The sequence below is a fragment of the Affinibrenneria salicis genome (assembly GCF_008710095.1).
This window is the reverse complement of the sequence record NZ_VYKJ01000008.1, coordinates 197,432-212,734: the sequence shown is the minus strand read 5'-3', so window position 1 is coordinate 212,734 and position 15,303 is coordinate 197,432. Positions and strand designations below refer to the sequence as shown.

Sequence of the window (15,303 nt, the reverse complement as noted above, 5' to 3'; positions counted from 1 at the left end):
ACGGGAAATGCCCTTCGTCGTTCTTCCCCCACCGCCTTCCCCCCAGCCACTGAGCGAACTCAGCGCTGAGGATGGACACGATCGCCCCGGAACCGGCTACCGCAGCGATGAAATTACTGTAGCGCGGGAATTTGTTGCGTAATGCAGTGAATATTGCCGCCGCCCAGCAGAATCTCTCGCGCCGGCACGCCGCTAATCAGATATTCAGGGAACATTTGCTGCAGCAGATCGCGGGCGAGGTCATCGGTCCGCGCATCGAGCAGCGGGAAAATGATCTGCTGATTGCTAATCAGGAAATTCACATAAGAGCCCGCCAGACGCGATCCGGCATAGCGTTCAATCGCTTCGCCGTCGCACACGTCGGCCGTTTCTTCCGGCGTCGCGTAAAGCGGCCCCGGCGCCGGCAGTTTCCAGATTTTTAGCTGGCGTCCCTGCGCATCCCGCGCCTCCGACAGCACCTGCCAGGCGGCCTGCGAACGCGCATACTGCGGATCGTCTTTGTCGTCCGTCCAGTGCAGCGCCACTTCGCCCGGGCGCACGAAGCAGCACATATTATCGATGTGGCCGTCCGTTTCGTCGTTATACACCCCTTCGGGCAGCCAGATGAAAGTCGAGACGCCGAGATAATCGCGCAATCGCTGTTCAATCTGTTGCTGATTGAGCTGCGGGTTGCGGTTCGGGTTAAGCAGGCACTCCGCCGTGGTTAACAGCGTGCCTTCGCCGTCGGTATGAATCGAGCCGCCTTCCAGAATCAGTGGGGCGCGATAGCCGATATTGTGATGACAGGCCAGCACCTGCTCAGCCACCTGCTCATCCTGACGCCAGTCCGCATACAGACCGCCCAGTTCTCCTCCCCAGGCGTTAAAGCGCCAGTGCACGCCGCGCCGTTCGCCGGCGTTGTTAAGCAACATGGTCGGCCCGGTATCCCGCATCCAGGCATCGTCGCTGGCCATCTCCACCAGCGTCGCCTGCGGCGGCATTATCTGTTTCGCGCGTTCGAGCTGATCGCGCGGCACGCCCATAAACACCGGCGTTTTCCGCGCAATGGCGGCGGCGACCGCGGCAAAGGTACGCTGAGCCGGTTCAGCTCCGGCGCGCCAGTTATCCCGGCGCCAGGGCCAGAGCATCCATACCGCTTCATGCTGCGCCCATTCCGCCGGCATCGAAAAGCCGTCCTGACGCGGCGTTGTTTGCTGTTCCATCGCTTATCTCCGTGTTTTGCCGTCAGAACTGGCCAGCACGCCGTACATGTCCGGACGACGATCGCGAAACAGTCCCCAGGAGGCGCGCTGTGCGGCAATGGCGGTCAGATCGAACTCGTGCACCAGCACGGTTTCATCCGTCCGGTTGGCCTGCGCGACCAGTTCGCCGGTCTGATCGGCGATGAAAGAGGAGCCGTAGAAGGTCATCTCCAGCCCGTCGATATATTTACTCGCCTCGGTGCCGATGCGGTTCGACGCCACGACCGGCACCAGGTTAGCCGCGGCATGCCCCTGCTGCACCCGCGTCCAGTGCGGCTGGCTGTCGATCTCCGGATACGCCGGCTCGGAGCCGATGGCGGTCGGATAGAAAATCACTTCCGCGCCGAGCAGCGCCAGGCTGCGCGCCGTTTCCGGGAACCACTGATCCCAGCAAATCCCCACGCCGACCTTCGCGTAGCGGGTCTGCCAGACTTTGAAACCGGTATCGCCCGGAATAAAAAATTGTTTTTCCTGGTAGGCCGGTCCGTTGGGAATATGCGTCTTGCGATAGACATCCAGCACGGAACCGTCGGCATCGATCATCACCAGCGAGTTATAATAGGCGTTATTGGCGCGTTCGAAGAAGCTCAGCGGCAACACCACCTGCAGCTCCGCCGCCAGCGCGGAGAAATGTTTAATCAACGGGCTGTTTTCCAGCTCCTGCGCCAGAGCATAGTGCTCCGGGCTCTGATCGATACAGAAATAGGGCGCGGCGAACAGTTCCTGAATCAGAATGATCTGCGCCCCTTCACGCTGCGCCTGACGAACCAGCTTTTCGGCTCGCTCAATATTGCCGGGCAAGTCCCAGGAACAGGCCATTTGCGTAGCGGCAACGGTAACTTTTGTCATGCGAAAACCTCGATTGAGTAGCATTACAGAAACGGGACATCGGGTCCCTCAAACCAGCTCAGACGGTCCATGCCATCAGCAGCGCATACAAAATCACTTCTGCGTGCAGAGCACACGCCACCGTAGAATAACAACGGGCCGAAGCAGCGTTTATCCTACCGGTAAATGTTAGCAGGATCAGCAGCCATGGCGAACCCATTCGCATGAATAAGAGGCGGCGGATAAGGCCGGGACAGCCGGATCCGGCGCACAGAGGGTTGATTATGGGGCGTCGTGCAGGCGGCGAAGCATGAGCGGGAACGAATAGAGCGGCGGGCGACGTAGGGATTCGTCCGCGCCGGCCGACAGGCGCGGGACAAAAAACAACGCGCCCCTGAACAGAGCGCGCAGAGACCGCGAGACAAGACGCCGCGGTCAGACGACAACAGGCATACGCCGCAGGTTAGAACAGGCGTTTCGCCGTTTCCAGCCAGTCGCCCTTAAACGGACGCTTCATGTTTTCGATGGCATCGATGATATCGTGGTGCACCAGTTTTTCGTTCTGGATACCGACGCAGCGACCGCCGTAGCCCTGCTGCAGCAGTTCAATGGCATATGCCCCCATACGGGAAGCGAGGATACGGTCATAGGCCACCGGCGAACCGCCGCGCTGAATATGACCCAGTACGGTGGCGCGCGTTTCGCGGCCGGTTTCTTTCTCAATGTAATGCGCCAGTTCGCCAACATTGCAGATATGTTCGGTAATCGCCACGATAGCGTGCTTCTTGCCTTTGGCGATGCCGGCGCGGATTTCGTACACCAGCTCTTCCTTTTTGAACTCCACTTCCGGCAGAACGATAAATTCGCAACCGCCGGCAATCGCCGCGGCCAGCGTCAGATCGCCGCAGTTACGGCCCATAACTTCCACGATGGAGATACGCTGATGAGAAGAGGAGGTGTCGCGCAGGCGGTCGATCGCTTCCACCACCGTTTCCAGCGCGGTGAAATAGCCGATCGTATAGTCGGTGCCGGCCACGTCATTATCAATCGTGCCCGGCAGGCCGATGCACGGGAAACCCATTTCAGTCAGACGTTTGGCGCCCATGTAGGAACCGTCGCCGCCGATAACCACCAGCGCGTCCAGCTCCTGTTTTTTCATGTTTTCGATCGCGACCTGGCGCACTTCCTCTTCGCGGAACTCAGGGAAACGCGCGGAGCCAAGGAAAGTACCGCCGCGGTTAATCATGTCGGAAACGCTGGCCCGGTCGAGCTGAACCATACGGTTTTCATACAAGCCCAGATAACCATCATAAATACCGAAAACTTCCAGCCCTTCGGTTAACGCGGCTCGAACCACGCCCCGAATTGCTGCATTCATGCCTGGCGCGTCACCGCCACTTGTCAATACACCGATTTTTTTGATCATGACACCCTCTGGACTTGTAGATGTAATTTCGCAGGATTTTCTATCAAAGAGCCACCGCCGAAAAAGTTATCGGCAATCACTCTCAACCTTTTAATCTGTATAGTATAACAAATACCCTTAGCTGAATTGATTCAGGTCAGACTAAATAGTGCAAAAATATCACTTGCACTGCGCATCAGTGGCGGAAACCGCCGCCGATCGCGCATTATAGCTCCCAGTGACCACGCCGCTCCTGCGGCACCATGGAACAGGGATCCTGATGAATGATGATATCCGAACCGGGAAAACGCGTCTGCAACGCCAGTTCAACCTGATCCGCAATCGCGTGGGAATCAATCAGCGCCAGATTATCATCCATTTCAAGATGCAGCTGTATAAACCGCGTCGGCCCGGCACGCCGGGTGCGCAACTGATGCGCCCCTTTCACGCCCGGCCAGGCGGACACCAGCGCCACAATCGCCTGCCGCTCTTCAGCCGGCAGCGCGCGGTCCAGCAACAGTTGCACCGCATCGTACCCCATACGGCCCGCGCTGAACAAAATATAAACACCGATCCCCAGGGCGAACAAGGGGTCGGCGCGCATAAATCCCTGGCTGCTTAACCACAGCGCTATCAGGATCGCGCCATTCATCAGTACATCGGACTGGTAGTGCAGCATATCCGCCCGCACCACCTGGCTGTGCGTTTTTCTCACCACCCAGCGCTGAAATGTAACCAGGAAAAGCGTGGTGAACAGCGCGATCACGGTGGTCCAGATACCGATAGCCGGCGCGTTCAGCGTCTGCGGCGTCAGCAAATGCTGCAGACCGGTCAGCATCAAAAACAGCGCGGAACCGGAAATAAACATACTCTGCGCCAGCGCCGCCAGCGATTCGGCCTTACCGTGACCAAACGTATGGTTCTGATCGGCAGGCTGCAAAGAGTAGCGCACCACCAGCAAGTTGATCAGCGAGGCGGCGATATCGACCAGCGAATCCACCAGCGAGGCCAGCAGACTTACCGAGCCCGTGTACCACCAGGAGAACACCTTCATGATAAATAACAAAGACGCGACTATCGTCGCAGCGACGGCGGCCGTTGTAACAAGACGCGCGTAGTGCGGATTCATTAAAACTCCATATCCGGCATCGACAAAAGGCCTATTATAACGGAAAACCGACAAAAAACCGGCCCCGACTGACCAGGCCGCGCGTCGGCGGCGGAAAGTTCGCGTCCGCGCGGCAGGGCAACCGATGCCCGGTCTCATCATCTGACGGCCAACTTACCACCCCAAAGGAATATCCTGATGACACAAAGAAAAAAAAGACTTTTTTGTCTGTCGCTGCTGCCGTTACTGCTGCCGTTGACGTCCGCCGCGCTGGCCGACGGCGATGGGCTGACGCTGCAACAGGTCGTGGTTCTCAGCCGACACGGCCTGCGGGCGCCGCTGGCCAGCCCGGGCAGCGCGCTGGGCAAGCTGACGCCCGAGGTCTGGCCGCAGTGGGATACGCCAGCCAGCTACCTGACGACCCGCGGCGGTACGATGGAGGCCTTTTTCGGTCGTTACTTTAATCAGTGGCTGGTGGATAACCATCTGCTGAGCGCCGGGAACTGCCCGACGGAAAAAGAGGTCTATGTCTACGCCAACAGCCTGCAGCGCACGATCGCCACCGCGCAGTATTTTTCTCTGGGCGCTTTTCCCGGCTGTCTTGTGCCCGTCCATCACAAAGAGAAGCTGGGCACGATGGACGATACCTTTAACCCGATCATTCGCGACGGCAGCGCGGAATTTAAGCAGCATGCGATCGATTCCATCAATCAAACCGCCGGAGAAAACGGTCTGCGGGGGTTGAACCTCCGGTTGAAACCGATTTACCAGCAGATGGCGGACATTATCCGCTATAGCGATTCGCCGGCCTGTAAAGAAGACAAACAGTGCGACCTTAACGCGCTGCCGGTTGAAGTTAAAATTACGGCCGGCCAGGAGCCAGGCGTTTCCGGTCCGCTCAAAACCGGCACCGCTCTCGCCGACGCTTTTATTATGCAGTATTACGAAGGCGCGCCGCTGAAGGACGTCGCCTGGGGACGCATCAAAGACGAGCGGCAATTCGCGCAGTTGATCTCAGTGAAAGAGTACTACAACAGCGTGCTGTTCAGCGCGCCGGTGGTGGCGAAAGAGGCCGCCGCCAGTCTGGTCAAAACGCTGTCTGGATCATTCGGCGACAGCCAGCCCAAATTCACGCTGCTGGTCGGTCATGACTCCAACGTGGCGTCGCTGTTCTCCGCGCTGGGCGTCAAACCTTACGCGCTGCCGCATCAGTTTGAGACCACGCCTATCGGCGGCAAGGTGGTTTTTGAACGCTGGCAGGATAAGGCCAGCGGGCAGCAGCGGCTTAAAGTGGAATACGTTTATCAATCCACCGATCAAATTCGAACGCTTGCCCCGCTCAGCCGCGCCAACCCGCCGCAGCGGGTGACGCTTGAACTGAAAGGTTGCCCGGTCGATGCGCAGGGATTTTGCCCGTTCAGCGATTTCGAACAGATTATGCGCGGTTTGACCCAGCCCTGACCAACTGCCGGAGCATAAGGCCCGTCATCACGGCGGGCCCGGATACTCGACCGCGACGATAACCGGCATTAACGCGCAGACCGGCGCAATTTAAAAAACCGGTCCTCCATTATCCGGCGCGATTCAAACCTCACTCAGCGCTTTTTTCTGTTTACCCTGTGGATCAAAATTATCTTCCGCCAGCCAGCGCGCCAGCGCCCCTTTGATCAGCGGCCACTCGCTATCGAGCAGCGAAAACCAGGCGGTATCGCGAGTGCGCCCCCGATAAACCACGGCCTGACGAAAGATGCCTTCGAAAGTGAAACCGAGCCGTAAAGCGGCGGCGCGCGAAGGCGCATTGAGACTATCGCATTTCCACTCGTAACGCCGATAGCCAAGCTGATCGAACGCCAGACACATCAACAGATAATGCGCTTCTGTCGCCATACGGGTCTTTTGCAGGCGCCGCGAAAATGCCACATAGCCGACCTCCATCACGCCGTTGGCCGTATCGATGCGCATCAGAGAAAATGTTCCCACCGCCTGCTCACTGGCGCGATCGACAATGGCGAAGTGCAGCGGATCGTTGGATTGTTCCATTTGTCCGGCGTAGCGCCGGTAATCATTTTCATCGGCAAACGGCCCGACATTTAAATAGGTCCAGTCACGCGCATCCGGCGCCAGACAATAAGCCGCGTAAAGCTGAGCCGCATGGCGGTCGACCTGTACCGGCTCAAGACGGCAATAGCGCCCTTCCAGCGTTACCCGCCCGGGTCGGGGACGCGCCGTCCATTCAGGCATTGCGGCGCCGACAGGCTGTTGAAATGCATTCATTTTCACTGACATAACAGATACCCATAAGTAGAGGATGTGCAGCAACGACTTTATCGTTATCGCGGCATGCGCTGTTAGCGCCACAATGCACAAGAACATGGGCCACCGCTAACACCGCGATTAGCCGCACAGCGCCCTGACTGCCGGCTGAGTGACCCCGCGCCGGCGAGCGGGAAGCCGACATTTGTTGTCGGCTGCCTGCAACAACCGCAATCGATTGTTTATATTTTCGTTTTCGTGGAACATCGTCCCGCACTCACTACGCGCTGGCAAAACGTGACTGACGCTTTTTCCATGGCGTGCGCGGGCGGGACAAACCGATCTGGCAACGGCCATCAATGACATAGATTCATACGATCATAAGCGTTGCGGACGATGCCGCCCCGGATACGTTCCCGTTTCATACTCCGGTACTTATCACGCGTGTTGGATAAAGCCGGGTATACCGAAAGGTCAGGCATCGCATATTTTGCGGCATACGTTCGCCAGTTATTTTGTGATGAACGTGGGGAGCCTGGTCGCGCTACAGCAGATTTTAGGTCATGCCCGGCCAGCACCCAGCAGACCATGACTTACGCGCACCTGGCGCCGGACTATCTGGAAAACGCGATTAAGCTTAACCCGTTACGGGGAAAAATAGCCGGTTGAAAGTGTCCACACTGGCCCAAAACGGCCCGTTTTTGACCGCTTTTTGACTGCTTGCAATTGTTTGCAATTTCTTAGCAGGTAATTGTTTTAAAACGGCTTAGCCCGAAAACCGGCAAAAAAAAGCCCTCCATCATGGAGGGCTAAAGACAGGGATGGTGTCTATGGCAAGGAAAAAGGGTATAGCTACTACTACTTACTTCAGGGCATCTATCACAACTTACTTCACTGCTTCCGGGCGGAAGCCTGGTTGACCCGATCCATCTGCTGCCGCATGCTTTCCATACGCTGCTGATGTTTCTGGGCTAAAATTTGTTTCTGCTCTGACGTCAACAGGTTGTACATCTGGTTGCGCACTTTGGCCATCTCGACCTGACGAACCACCTGACGCTGCGCCATCTTTTCCGCCTGAGCGCGCACGGCCGCCTCATCAAACTTTTCCGCAATGATCAGCCGGTGCATGACCTCCACGTCATTGGTATTCAGTTCGGGCAGTTCCTGCCGGGCCAGTTGCATCAAATCTCGCATTTGCTGACGCTGCAGTTCCGTCAGTCTGACGCCATCAAACATCCCCTGGTGACCCGAGACCGTTACTGTGGCAGTCTCATCGTGCGACCAGATGCCTTTTGATGCGTTATCCGTTTCACTCGCCGCCGCGGAAGATCCTAAAACCAGCAGCGAAACCAGAGAAAGCGCGGAGACCTGTCGCATCAAAAAAACCTCATGTCGATATGTCATGCAGCGAATCAATGAAAGTCAGTCTAATCGCACGGCTGCAAACATGCGTCAGAGGATGTAAAACTACGTAAAGTCATGGAATAGCGGCAATCTATAACGTATTTTGCCTCTGGAGGTAGATAAAACATGAACAAAATCCTGTTGGTTGATGACGATAGAGAGCTGACCTCGCTGTTAAAGGAATTGCTCGAAATGGAAGGATTTAACGTCGTTGTCGCCTATGACGGCGAACAGGCGTTAAGCGCGCTGGATGACTCTATTGATTTGCTCTTGCTGGATATCATGATGCCAAGGAAAAACGGTATCGATACGCTGAAAGAAGTTCGCCAGCAGTACCAGACGCCGGTCATCATGCTCACGGCGCGCGGCAGCGAACTGGATCGCGTGCTGGGGCTGGAGCTGGGCGCGGACGATTATCTGCCTAAACCGTTTAACGACCGCGAGCTGGTGGCCCGTATCCGGGCGATCCTGCGCCGTTCAAACTGGACGGAACAACAGCAGCAGGGCGAAGCCAGCGCGCCGACGCTGGAGGTGGACGGTCTGCGCCTCAACTCCGGCCGCCAGGAGGCCAGCTTCGATGACGTCGTGCTGGATCTGACCGGCACGGAATTCACGCTGCTCTACCTGCTGGCGCAGCGCCTCGGCCAGGTGGTTTCCCGCGAGCATCTGAGTCAGGAGGTGCTGGGCAAACGCCTGACGCCTTTCGATCGCGCGATTGATATGCATATCTCCAATCTGCGCCGCAAGCTGCCGGAGCGTAAAGACGGCCTGCCGTGGTTTAAAACGCTGCGCGGACGGGGCTACCTGATGGTATCGGCCGCATGATTAACAGTCTTACCGCGCGTATTTTCGCCATTTTCTGGTTCACGCTGGCGCTGGTGCTCATGCTGGTGCTTATGGTGCCTAAGCTGGATTCGCGCAAGCTGACCTCGCTGCTCGACAGCGAACAGCGCCAGGGGACGATGCTGGAAAAGCATATTGAGATCGAACTGGCCAACGATCCGCCCAACGACCTGCTCTGGTGGCGCCGCCTGTTTCACGTGATTGAAAAATGGGCGCCGCCGGGGCAACGTCTGCTGCTGGTCACCAGCGAAGGGCGGGTGTTGGGCGCACAGCCCAACGAAATGCAGATAGTGCGCAACTTTATCGGCCAGTCGGATAACGCCGACCATCCGCAAAAGAAAAAATATGGCCGGGTCGAAATGCTCGGTCCGTTTTCCGTACGCGACGGCGAAGACCACTACCAGTTATATCTGATTCGGCCGGCCAACAGTCCGCAGTCCGATTTCATCAACCTGCTGTTTGACCGCCCCTTGCTGTTGCTGATCGTCACCATGCTGATCAGCGCGCCGCTGTTATTGTGGCTGGCCTGGAGTCTGGCGAAACCGGCGCGGAAACTGAAAAACGCCGCCGACGATGTGGCGCGCGGCAACCTGCGCCAGCACCCCGAACTGGAATCCGGACCGCAGGAGTTCCTCGCCACCGGCGCCAGCTTCAACCAGATGGTCAGCGCGCTGGAACGCATGGTGACGGCCCAGCAGCGTTTGCTGTCCGATATCTCCCATGAGCTGCGCACTCCGCTTACCCGTTTGCAACTGGCCACCGCGCTGCTGCGCCGCCGTCAGGGCGAAGGCCATGAACTGGCGCGCATTGAGACGGAAACCCAGCGACTGGACAGCATGATCAATGACTTGCTGGTGCTGTCGCGCACTCAGCATAAAAACGAACTGTTTCGCGAACCGCTCAAAGCGGACGAGCTATGGTCCGATGTGCTGGACGACGCCGGCTTTGAGGCCGAGCAGATGGGTAAAGTGCTGCACGTGACCTCGCCGCCCGGCCCCTGGACCATTCTGGGCAATCCGGCGGCGCTGGACAGCGCGCTGGAGAACGTGGTGCGCAACGCACTACGCTACTCCAATCACACTATCTCGGTGGCGTTTACTACCGACAGCCAGGGCGTGACGATCACCGTTGATGATGACGGCCCGGGCGTCAGCGCCGAAGACCGCGAGCAGATTTTCCGGCCGTTCTATCGCACCGATGAAGCGCGCGATCGCGAATCGGGCGGAACCGGGCTCGGACTGGCCATCGTGGAAACCGCCATCACTCAACATCGCGGCTGGGTAAAAGCCGACGACAGCCCTTTGGGTGGCCTGCGCCTGACAATCTGGTTACCATTACATCAACGCTGATCTATTTTGCGTTTACAGGAAACCGACGAATGAAAGGAACAACGGCTCTGGCGGGCTGCCTGACGCTTTTACTCAGCGGGCAGGCGTTCGCCTCCGCGGACGATCTCTGCGGCTTCTCCGATACCGAATGCGGCATGTCGGCCCAGCCCTGGCTCGCCCCCGATAACGATACCCGCACCAATCTGATATTACTGCAGGCCGGCCGGAACGGCATCCCGCTGCCCGTTCCGCAGCCGCTGCCGGATCAAGCCCGGACCCGCATCGATCCTTTTACCGCATGGCGGGTCATGGGGCTGGCGGCCACGGTTGAACCGACGCCGGATGCCGAGTCCGAACAATCCGACAACGCCGCGCTGGCCAACGCGGCGCAGGCGCTGGGTCTGAGTCAGCAATGGCTCGCCAAAATAGCGGCCGCGGACGCCAACGAAGGCGAGGGGCGCGAAGTCTCCAACACGCCGGCCACCGCGACCGACTTTCTCCACGTTCTGGGTCAGGACGCGCAGCTAAACGGCCGGCAGCGCAGCACTCTGGCGCTGTACCGTATCGCCATGCTGCCGGATGACGAGTTCGGCGACCTGAACGACGCGATGTTGGATGCCGTGCCGGATGACGGCCACGCCGGCGAATTCAAACGCTATCTGCTCAATGCCGTCGCTTTTTATGAGAGCGCGTTCGCACAGGCCGAGCAGGGGTTTCAGGCGCTGAGTCAGGCTTCTCAGCCATGGGTGGCGGAAACCGCGCGCTATATGTTGATCCGGGTCGCCATCGGTCAGGCGATGCAGAACGCGCTGGATGAATACAACATGTTCGATCCGGGCAAAGCGGACAAACAGGCCGCGCAGCGGGCTATCGCCCGCATCGATGAATATCTGCAGCGCTATCCGCAGGGCCGCTACGCCAGTTCGGCGCAGGGGCTGTATCGACGCGCTTACTGGATCGCCGGCGATATACCCGCGCTGGCCGGCATCTATAGCCGGACGCTGGCGCAAAGCGACGATATCGACACGCTGCAATCGCTCAGCGATGAAATCGATAATAAGCTGCTGGAGAATAGTCAGTTCACGCTGGACGCCGATAATCCGGCGCTGATGTTGATTCAGGATTTAAAACGCCTGCGCAGCGAACGCAGCTGGAACAACCTGCCGCCGCTGACCGATGCCGAACTGAGCGCGCAGCAGCCGCTGTTCGAACAGGCGGGAATGGCGCAGGAGGCGCGTTATCTGCTGGCCGCGTGGCAATTTTTCCGCCGCGGCGACAACGAGGCGGTGCTGACGCTGACGCCGGCCAGCGCGCCCGCCGACCTGACCGCCAGCACCGCGTTTAGTCTGCAGGTGCTGCGCGGCAAAGCGCTGCACAACCTGAAGCGCTGGCAGGACGCGGAAACGCACTGGCGCCATCTGCTGACCCGTAAGGTGAACTATACCCAGCAGCAGTACCTGCAGCTGGCGCTGGCTGAAACGCTGGTCAGCGGCGGCCGGCCGGAACGGGTCTTCGCCGCCGACAGCCCGATAACCAATTTACGCTTCCGCTCGGCCGTGCTCAAAACCAGCGCCGACGCCCAATTGCTGCGCCAACAGGTGGAACAGGCGCCGTCACAAGAAGAACAGGCGATCGCCCTGCACACTCTGTTAAGCAAAGATCTGAGTCACGGCGACTACCGCGGCTGGCTGCGGGATAGCGCCTGGCGCACGCGCATTCCGCCGCTGATCAACACGGAAAACGCCAGTTGGAATATGGAAAATCTGCAGGATTTCGACTGGGACGGCGGCGATACCGAAGAGGGCTATCAGTGCCCGGCGTTGACCGCGGTGGTCACCGCCCTGAGCCAGCGTCCCGGCGACGCCAGAGCGCTGAATTGTCTCGGCGAATTCTACCTGCGCACCGATAATCAGGTGGGATTCGACTGGGGGGAAGATAATGCTCTGCAGGGTCTGACTCAGGCGCCTCAATCGTTCGCCGGCCAGCTCCGCAATCGGCTGGATGACTATATGCAGGTTATCGCCGACGCCAAAGCGCCGCCGGAGGATAAAAGTTATGCGCTGTACCGCGCGATTTACTGCTATGCCCCGAGCGGTTATAACGGCTGCGGCTCGCAGACGATCGACAAGGCCACGCGCCGCGCCTGGTTTACTCAGTTGAAACGCGAATTTAAAGGCAGCCAGTGGGCCGACCAGCTCAGGTATTACTGGTGATCCGCGCCCTGCTGGCGGGCGCGCTGCTGGCGATCAATCTGCCACTCGGCGCCAGCGAACCGACGACGCGGGTGGAAGCGGCCCACTACCGGGCTTACTGGCTGTGGGCGGCGGTAAGGCCGCAGCCCGTGTTGCACCAGGCAAGCACGCTGTACCTGCATCAGGGGGAGATTGCCCGCCGCCAGGGCAAGGGCGTTTTTCTGCGCCAGGGGCTGCCCGCCAGCCGGCTGCGCGTGGCAAACGTCTGGCTGTCTTACCGCATAACCACGCTGGAATTTTCCGACCGTCAGCTCAACCGCCTGCTGAGCCAGCGGCGCAGCTGGATCCGGCACGGCAATCACGTAGAGGGCATCCAGATCGATTTTGACGCCAGAAGCTATGGTCTGGCGCGCTATGTCGCCTTTTTGCAACAGTTGCGCCGGCGCCTGCCCGCCGACTGTAAACTCAGCATTACCGGACTGCTCGACTGGGCCAAAACGGGCGATGTCGCCCAGCTTAATCGTCTGAACAACGTGGTGGACGAACTGGTAATCCAGACTTATCAGGGCCGCAGCACCATCACTCGCTATGATGAATACCTGCCGGCGCTGCTGAAACTCACCGTGCCGTTCCGCATCGGACTGGTGCAGAACGGGCGCTGGGATAGGCGATGGCAGCAACGCCTGAGCGCCTCTCCCTGGTATCGGGGCGAGGTGGTCTTTCTGCTCAACGCCGCGGCGCCGGGCAGGCGCGAGCAGGCGGCGTCGAACGGCGCGCAAGCGGCCGGCGCTATGGCTCCGGCCGCCGGGCATCGCTAACGGCGGCCGCCAAAGCCGTTCTGGCGCCACGCTTCATAGCTGATAATCGCCACTGCGTTCGACAGGTTCAGGCTGCGGCACTGCGGCTCCATTGGAATGCGGATGCGGAAATCCGCCGCAAACCCGTAGCGGATCGCATCCGGCAGCCCGGCGGTTTCGGAACCGAACAGCAGCACGTCGCCCGGCTGGTAGACCGGCTGGTCATATGGCCGGCTGCCTTTGGTGGTGCAGGCGAAAATGCGCTGCCCGGCGACGGCCTGCAGGAATTCCTGATAATTTTTGTGCCGGCTGACGCTGGCCAGATCGTGATAATCCAGCCCGGCGCGCCGCAGTTTCTTCTCGGCGAAATCAAAACCCAGCGGTTCGATCAGATGGAGCGCGCAGCCATTATTGGCGGCGAGGCGAATGATATTACCGGTATTGGGGGCGATCTGCGGCTCATAAAGCGCGATATGGAACATAGTATTACTTCGGCAGACTAATATATTGCCGCCAGTATATAACATTACGCCGCACCGCTCTAAAAGATGAGCATACTGTGCGGCGAACGCGGGATGTTTTACGCCGCAGCGCCTAAACTTAAATAAACGTCGGGAGAGAGAGCATGAAATATTCGATCGGGTTAATGCTGGGACTGAGCGCGCTGCTGGCAGGGACGGTTCAGGCCGGCACCACGCCGGCCCCCACGCAGCAGCAGCAGTTTGAAAACGGCATCAGCAGCCAGAAACAGCTACAGCAAAAAATGCAGCAGAATCAGCAGATCCAGAAACAGAGTCTGAACCAGCAGATGCAGAACACGCAACGCCAGCAGCAACAACAATTACAGTCGCAGTTACAGCGCGATCTACAGCGCTCGCAGCAGAATCAAACGACAACGCCGCGCCAGTAGCGCAGAGCGCGTCGGCGGCATGCGGCGTTAGATCCGCACGCCCATCAGCGTCAGGATCAGCGGCGTGGTAATCGCCGCCAGCGCGGTCGACATCACCAGGCTGGCGGCGATCGGCCCGCCCAGCACGCTGAACTGGCGCGACATCAGGTAAATATTAACTCCAACCGCCATTGAACCGAGCAGAACCACCGCCCGGGTCTCCATTTCGGGCAGGCCGAGCGCCACCGCCAGCAGCCATACCACCAGCGGCTGCACCAGCAGCTTCATCGCGCAGATGGCGCAGCTGATGCGCCAGCCGTCGCGAATACGGTATTCCGCCAGTCCCATGCCGAGCGCCACCAGCGATAGCGGTACGGCGATTTGCCCCAGCATATTGATCGGCTGGTCGACAAAGGTCGGCAGCGTCAACCCGGTAAAGCTGAACGCCGTCCCGGAAAGAATGCCGATAATCAGCGGATTTTTCAGCACGCCGAGCGCCGTGCGGGTAAAGCCGTTCAGCGACAGGCTGCCGTTGCGCGCCCACTCTACCGACACCGTCACCAGCGTCCACAGAATCAGGCCGTTAAACACCACGATCAGCGCCACGGAGGGGAGCGACGCCGGTCCCAGCATCATGGTGGCGATCGGCAGGCCGAGCATCACATTGTTCGAGAAAATGCCGCCCAGCGCGAATACCGAGCCGGATACGTCGTCAAGCTGAAAAAGCTTGCGCGCCATTAGCCGCCCCAGAATAAAAACGATCAGACAGCTGCCGAAAAAGGCGATCAGCAAACGGGCATCCACCGCCGGACGGCGGGAAAAATCACACATCATGCGAAACAGCATGGCGGGCAGCGCCAGCGAAAAGACAAAGCGCGTCAGGGCGTCAGTCATGGCCGTCGGCCACTTGCCGTAACGAATCAGGCAGTAGCCGAGGATAATCAAAATAAACAGCGGTGATGACAACAGGATCTGGTGCCAGAGCGAAAGCACAAAGGCGGGCATCGCATGTCCT

General features: G+C 59.0%; 14 protein-coding genes and 1 pseudogene. 7 read left to right on the top strand and 8 right to left on the bottom strand.

The features are described from left to right. Positions 1-113 precede the first annotated feature (113 nt). The 4 genes from aguA to fieF all read right to left on the bottom strand — a co-directional run bounded on the left by aguA (position 114) and on the right by fieF (position 4,603). The gene (gene aguA, locus FJU30_RS16425) at positions 114-1,202 is read right to left on the bottom strand and encodes an agmatine deiminase (RefSeq protein ID WP_150436058.1); all 1,089 of its coding nucleotides are present in this window, start codon (positions 1,200-1,202) and stop codon (positions 114-116) included. A 3-nt stretch (positions 1,203-1,205) separates the two neighbouring features. Then, on the bottom strand, positions 1,206-2,090 hold the full coding sequence (gene aguB / locus FJU30_RS16420; protein ID WP_150436057.1) for an N-carbamoylputrescine amidase: 885 nt from the start codon (positions 2,088-2,090) through the stop codon (positions 1,206-1,208). Positions 2,091-2,532: 442 nt separating this feature from the next. Next, the gene (gene pfkA, locus FJU30_RS16415) at positions 2,533-3,495 is read right to left on the bottom strand and encodes a 6-phosphofructokinase (protein WP_150436056.1); all 963 of its coding nucleotides are present in this window, start codon (positions 3,493-3,495) and stop codon (positions 2,533-2,535) included. Positions 3,496-3,700: 205 nt separating this feature from the next. Then, entirely contained in the window at positions 3,701-4,603 is a 903-nt protein-coding gene (gene fieF, locus FJU30_RS16410; protein ID WP_150436055.1) for a CDF family cation-efflux transporter FieF, read from the bottom strand. A 177-nt stretch (positions 4,604-4,780) separates the two neighbouring features. Between fieF and agp the strand changes: the two genes are divergently transcribed. Continuing rightward, positions 4,781-6,043 (top strand): bifunctional glucose-1-phosphatase/inositol phosphatase, encoded by a 1,263-nt coding sequence (agp, locus tag FJU30_RS16405; protein WP_150436054.1) that lies wholly within the window; start codon positions 4,781-4,783, stop codon positions 6,041-6,043. Positions 6,044-6,166: 123 nt separating this feature from the next. On the opposite strand, the gene FJU30_RS16400 is transcribed toward agp, so the two are convergent. After that, positions 6,167-6,868, bottom strand: coding sequence for a GNAT family N-acetyltransferase (locus FJU30_RS16400; RefSeq protein WP_150436053.1), 702 nt, complete (start codon positions 6,866-6,868; stop codon positions 6,167-6,169). Between the two features lie 418 nt (positions 6,869-7,286). Here FJU30_RS16400 and FJU30_RS27250 point away from each other — a divergent pair. Next, positions 7,287-7,504 (top strand): annotated as a pseudogene (locus tag FJU30_RS27250) (tyrosine-type recombinase/integrase); the annotation flags it as partial. A gap of 222 nt (positions 7,505-7,726) precedes the next feature. Here the strand turns inward: FJU30_RS27250 and cpxP are convergent. After that, complete coding sequence (cpxP, locus tag FJU30_RS16385) at positions 7,727-8,212, bottom strand: cell-envelope stress modulator CpxP (protein ID WP_150436052.1); 486 nt, start codon at positions 8,210-8,212, stop codon at positions 7,727-7,729. Between the two features lie 153 nt (positions 8,213-8,365). Between cpxP and cpxR the strand changes: the two genes are divergently transcribed. Genes cpxR through FJU30_RS16365 form a run of 4 tightly spaced genes read left to right on the top strand, consistent with a single transcriptional unit; the run spans position 8,366 to position 13,420 of the window. Then, positions 8,366-9,064 (top strand): envelope stress response regulator transcription factor CpxR, encoded by a 699-nt coding sequence (cpxR, locus tag FJU30_RS16380; RefSeq protein ID WP_150436051.1) that lies wholly within the window; start codon positions 8,366-8,368, stop codon positions 9,062-9,064. Then, positions 9,061-10,431: an envelope stress sensor histidine kinase CpxA gene (gene cpxA, locus FJU30_RS16375; RefSeq protein ID WP_150436050.1), complete on the top strand. Its 1,371-nt coding sequence runs from the start codon at positions 9,061-9,063 to the stop codon at positions 10,429-10,431. Before cpxR ends, cpxA begins: the two co-directional genes overlap by 4 nt. A gap of 29 nt (positions 10,432-10,460) precedes the next feature. Then, positions 10,461-12,623, top strand: coding sequence for a hypothetical protein (locus FJU30_RS16370; protein WP_150436049.1), 2,163 nt, complete (start codon positions 10,461-10,463; stop codon positions 12,621-12,623). Next, a complete protein-coding gene (locus FJU30_RS16365) occupies positions 12,593-13,420 on the top strand; it encodes a DUF3142 domain-containing protein (RefSeq protein ID WP_150436048.1) in 828 nt (275 codons plus the stop codon). The genes FJU30_RS16370 and FJU30_RS16365 overlap by 31 nt, the downstream gene beginning before the upstream one ends. Here FJU30_RS16365 and FJU30_RS16360 read toward each other — a convergent pair. Next, on the bottom strand, positions 13,417-13,881 hold the full coding sequence (locus FJU30_RS16360) for a tRNA (cytidine(34)-2'-O)-methyltransferase (RefSeq protein ID WP_150436047.1): 465 nt from the start codon (positions 13,879-13,881) through the stop codon (positions 13,417-13,419). The genes FJU30_RS16365 and FJU30_RS16360 overlap by 4 nt on opposite strands. A 143-nt stretch (positions 13,882-14,024) precedes the next feature. Here FJU30_RS16360 and FJU30_RS16355 point away from each other — a divergent pair, with 143 nt between their 5' ends. Then, positions 14,025-14,309: a DUF2756 domain-containing protein gene (locus FJU30_RS16355; RefSeq protein ID WP_191091631.1), complete on the top strand. Its 285-nt coding sequence runs from the start codon at positions 14,025-14,027 to the stop codon at positions 14,307-14,309. Positions 14,310-14,336: 27 nt separating this feature from the next. Here the strand turns inward: FJU30_RS16355 and FJU30_RS16350 are convergent, their stop codons facing one another. Next, the gene (locus FJU30_RS16350; RefSeq protein WP_150436046.1) at positions 14,337-15,293 is read right to left on the bottom strand and encodes an AEC family transporter; all 957 of its coding nucleotides are present in this window, start codon (positions 15,291-15,293) and stop codon (positions 14,337-14,339) included. Positions 15,294-15,303 lie beyond the last annotated feature (10 nt).

What these genes read in the sequence shown, in the direction of transcription:
- aguA (WP_150436058.1), bottom strand. Translation starts at nt 1,202, where the DNA reads ATGGAACAGCAAACAACGCCGCGTCAGGACGGCTTTTCGATGCCGGCG.
- aguB (WP_150436057.1), bottom strand. Translation starts at nt 2,090, where the DNA reads ATGACAAAAGTTACCGTTGCCGCTACGCAAATGGCCTGTTCCTGGGAC.
- pfkA (WP_150436056.1), bottom strand. Translation starts at nt 3,495, where the DNA reads ATGATCAAAAAAATCGGTGTATTGACAAGTGGCGGTGACGCGCCAGGC.
- fieF (WP_150436055.1), bottom strand. Translation starts at nt 4,603, where the DNA reads ATGAATCCGCACTACGCGCGTCTTGTTACAACGGCCGCCGTCGCTGCG.
- agp (WP_150436054.1), top strand. Translation starts at nt 4,781, where the DNA reads ATGACACAAAGAAAAAAAAGACTTTTTTGTCTGTCGCTGCTGCCGTTA.
- FJU30_RS16400 (WP_150436053.1), bottom strand. Translation starts at nt 6,868, where the DNA reads ATGTCAGTGAAAATGAATGCATTTCAACAGCCTGTCGGCGCCGCAATG.
- cpxP (WP_150436052.1), bottom strand. Translation starts at nt 8,212, where the DNA reads ATGCGACAGGTCTCCGCGCTTTCTCTGGTTTCGCTGCTGGTTTTAGGA.
- cpxR (WP_150436051.1), top strand. Translation starts at nt 8,366, where the DNA reads ATGAACAAAATCCTGTTGGTTGATGACGATAGAGAGCTGACCTCGCTG.
- cpxA (WP_150436050.1), top strand. Translation starts at nt 9,061, where the DNA reads ATGATTAACAGTCTTACCGCGCGTATTTTCGCCATTTTCTGGTTCACG.
- FJU30_RS16370 (WP_150436049.1), top strand. Translation starts at nt 10,461, where the DNA reads ATGAAAGGAACAACGGCTCTGGCGGGCTGCCTGACGCTTTTACTCAGC.
- FJU30_RS16360 (WP_150436047.1), bottom strand. Translation starts at nt 13,881, where the DNA reads ATGTTCCATATCGCGCTTTATGAGCCGCAGATCGCCCCCAATACCGGT.
- FJU30_RS16355 (WP_191091631.1), top strand. Translation starts at nt 14,025, where the DNA reads ATGAAATATTCGATCGGGTTAATGCTGGGACTGAGCGCGCTGCTGGCA.
- FJU30_RS16350 (WP_150436046.1), bottom strand. Translation starts at nt 15,293, where the DNA reads ATGCCCGCCTTTGTGCTTTCGCTCTGGCACCAGATCCTGTTGTCATCA.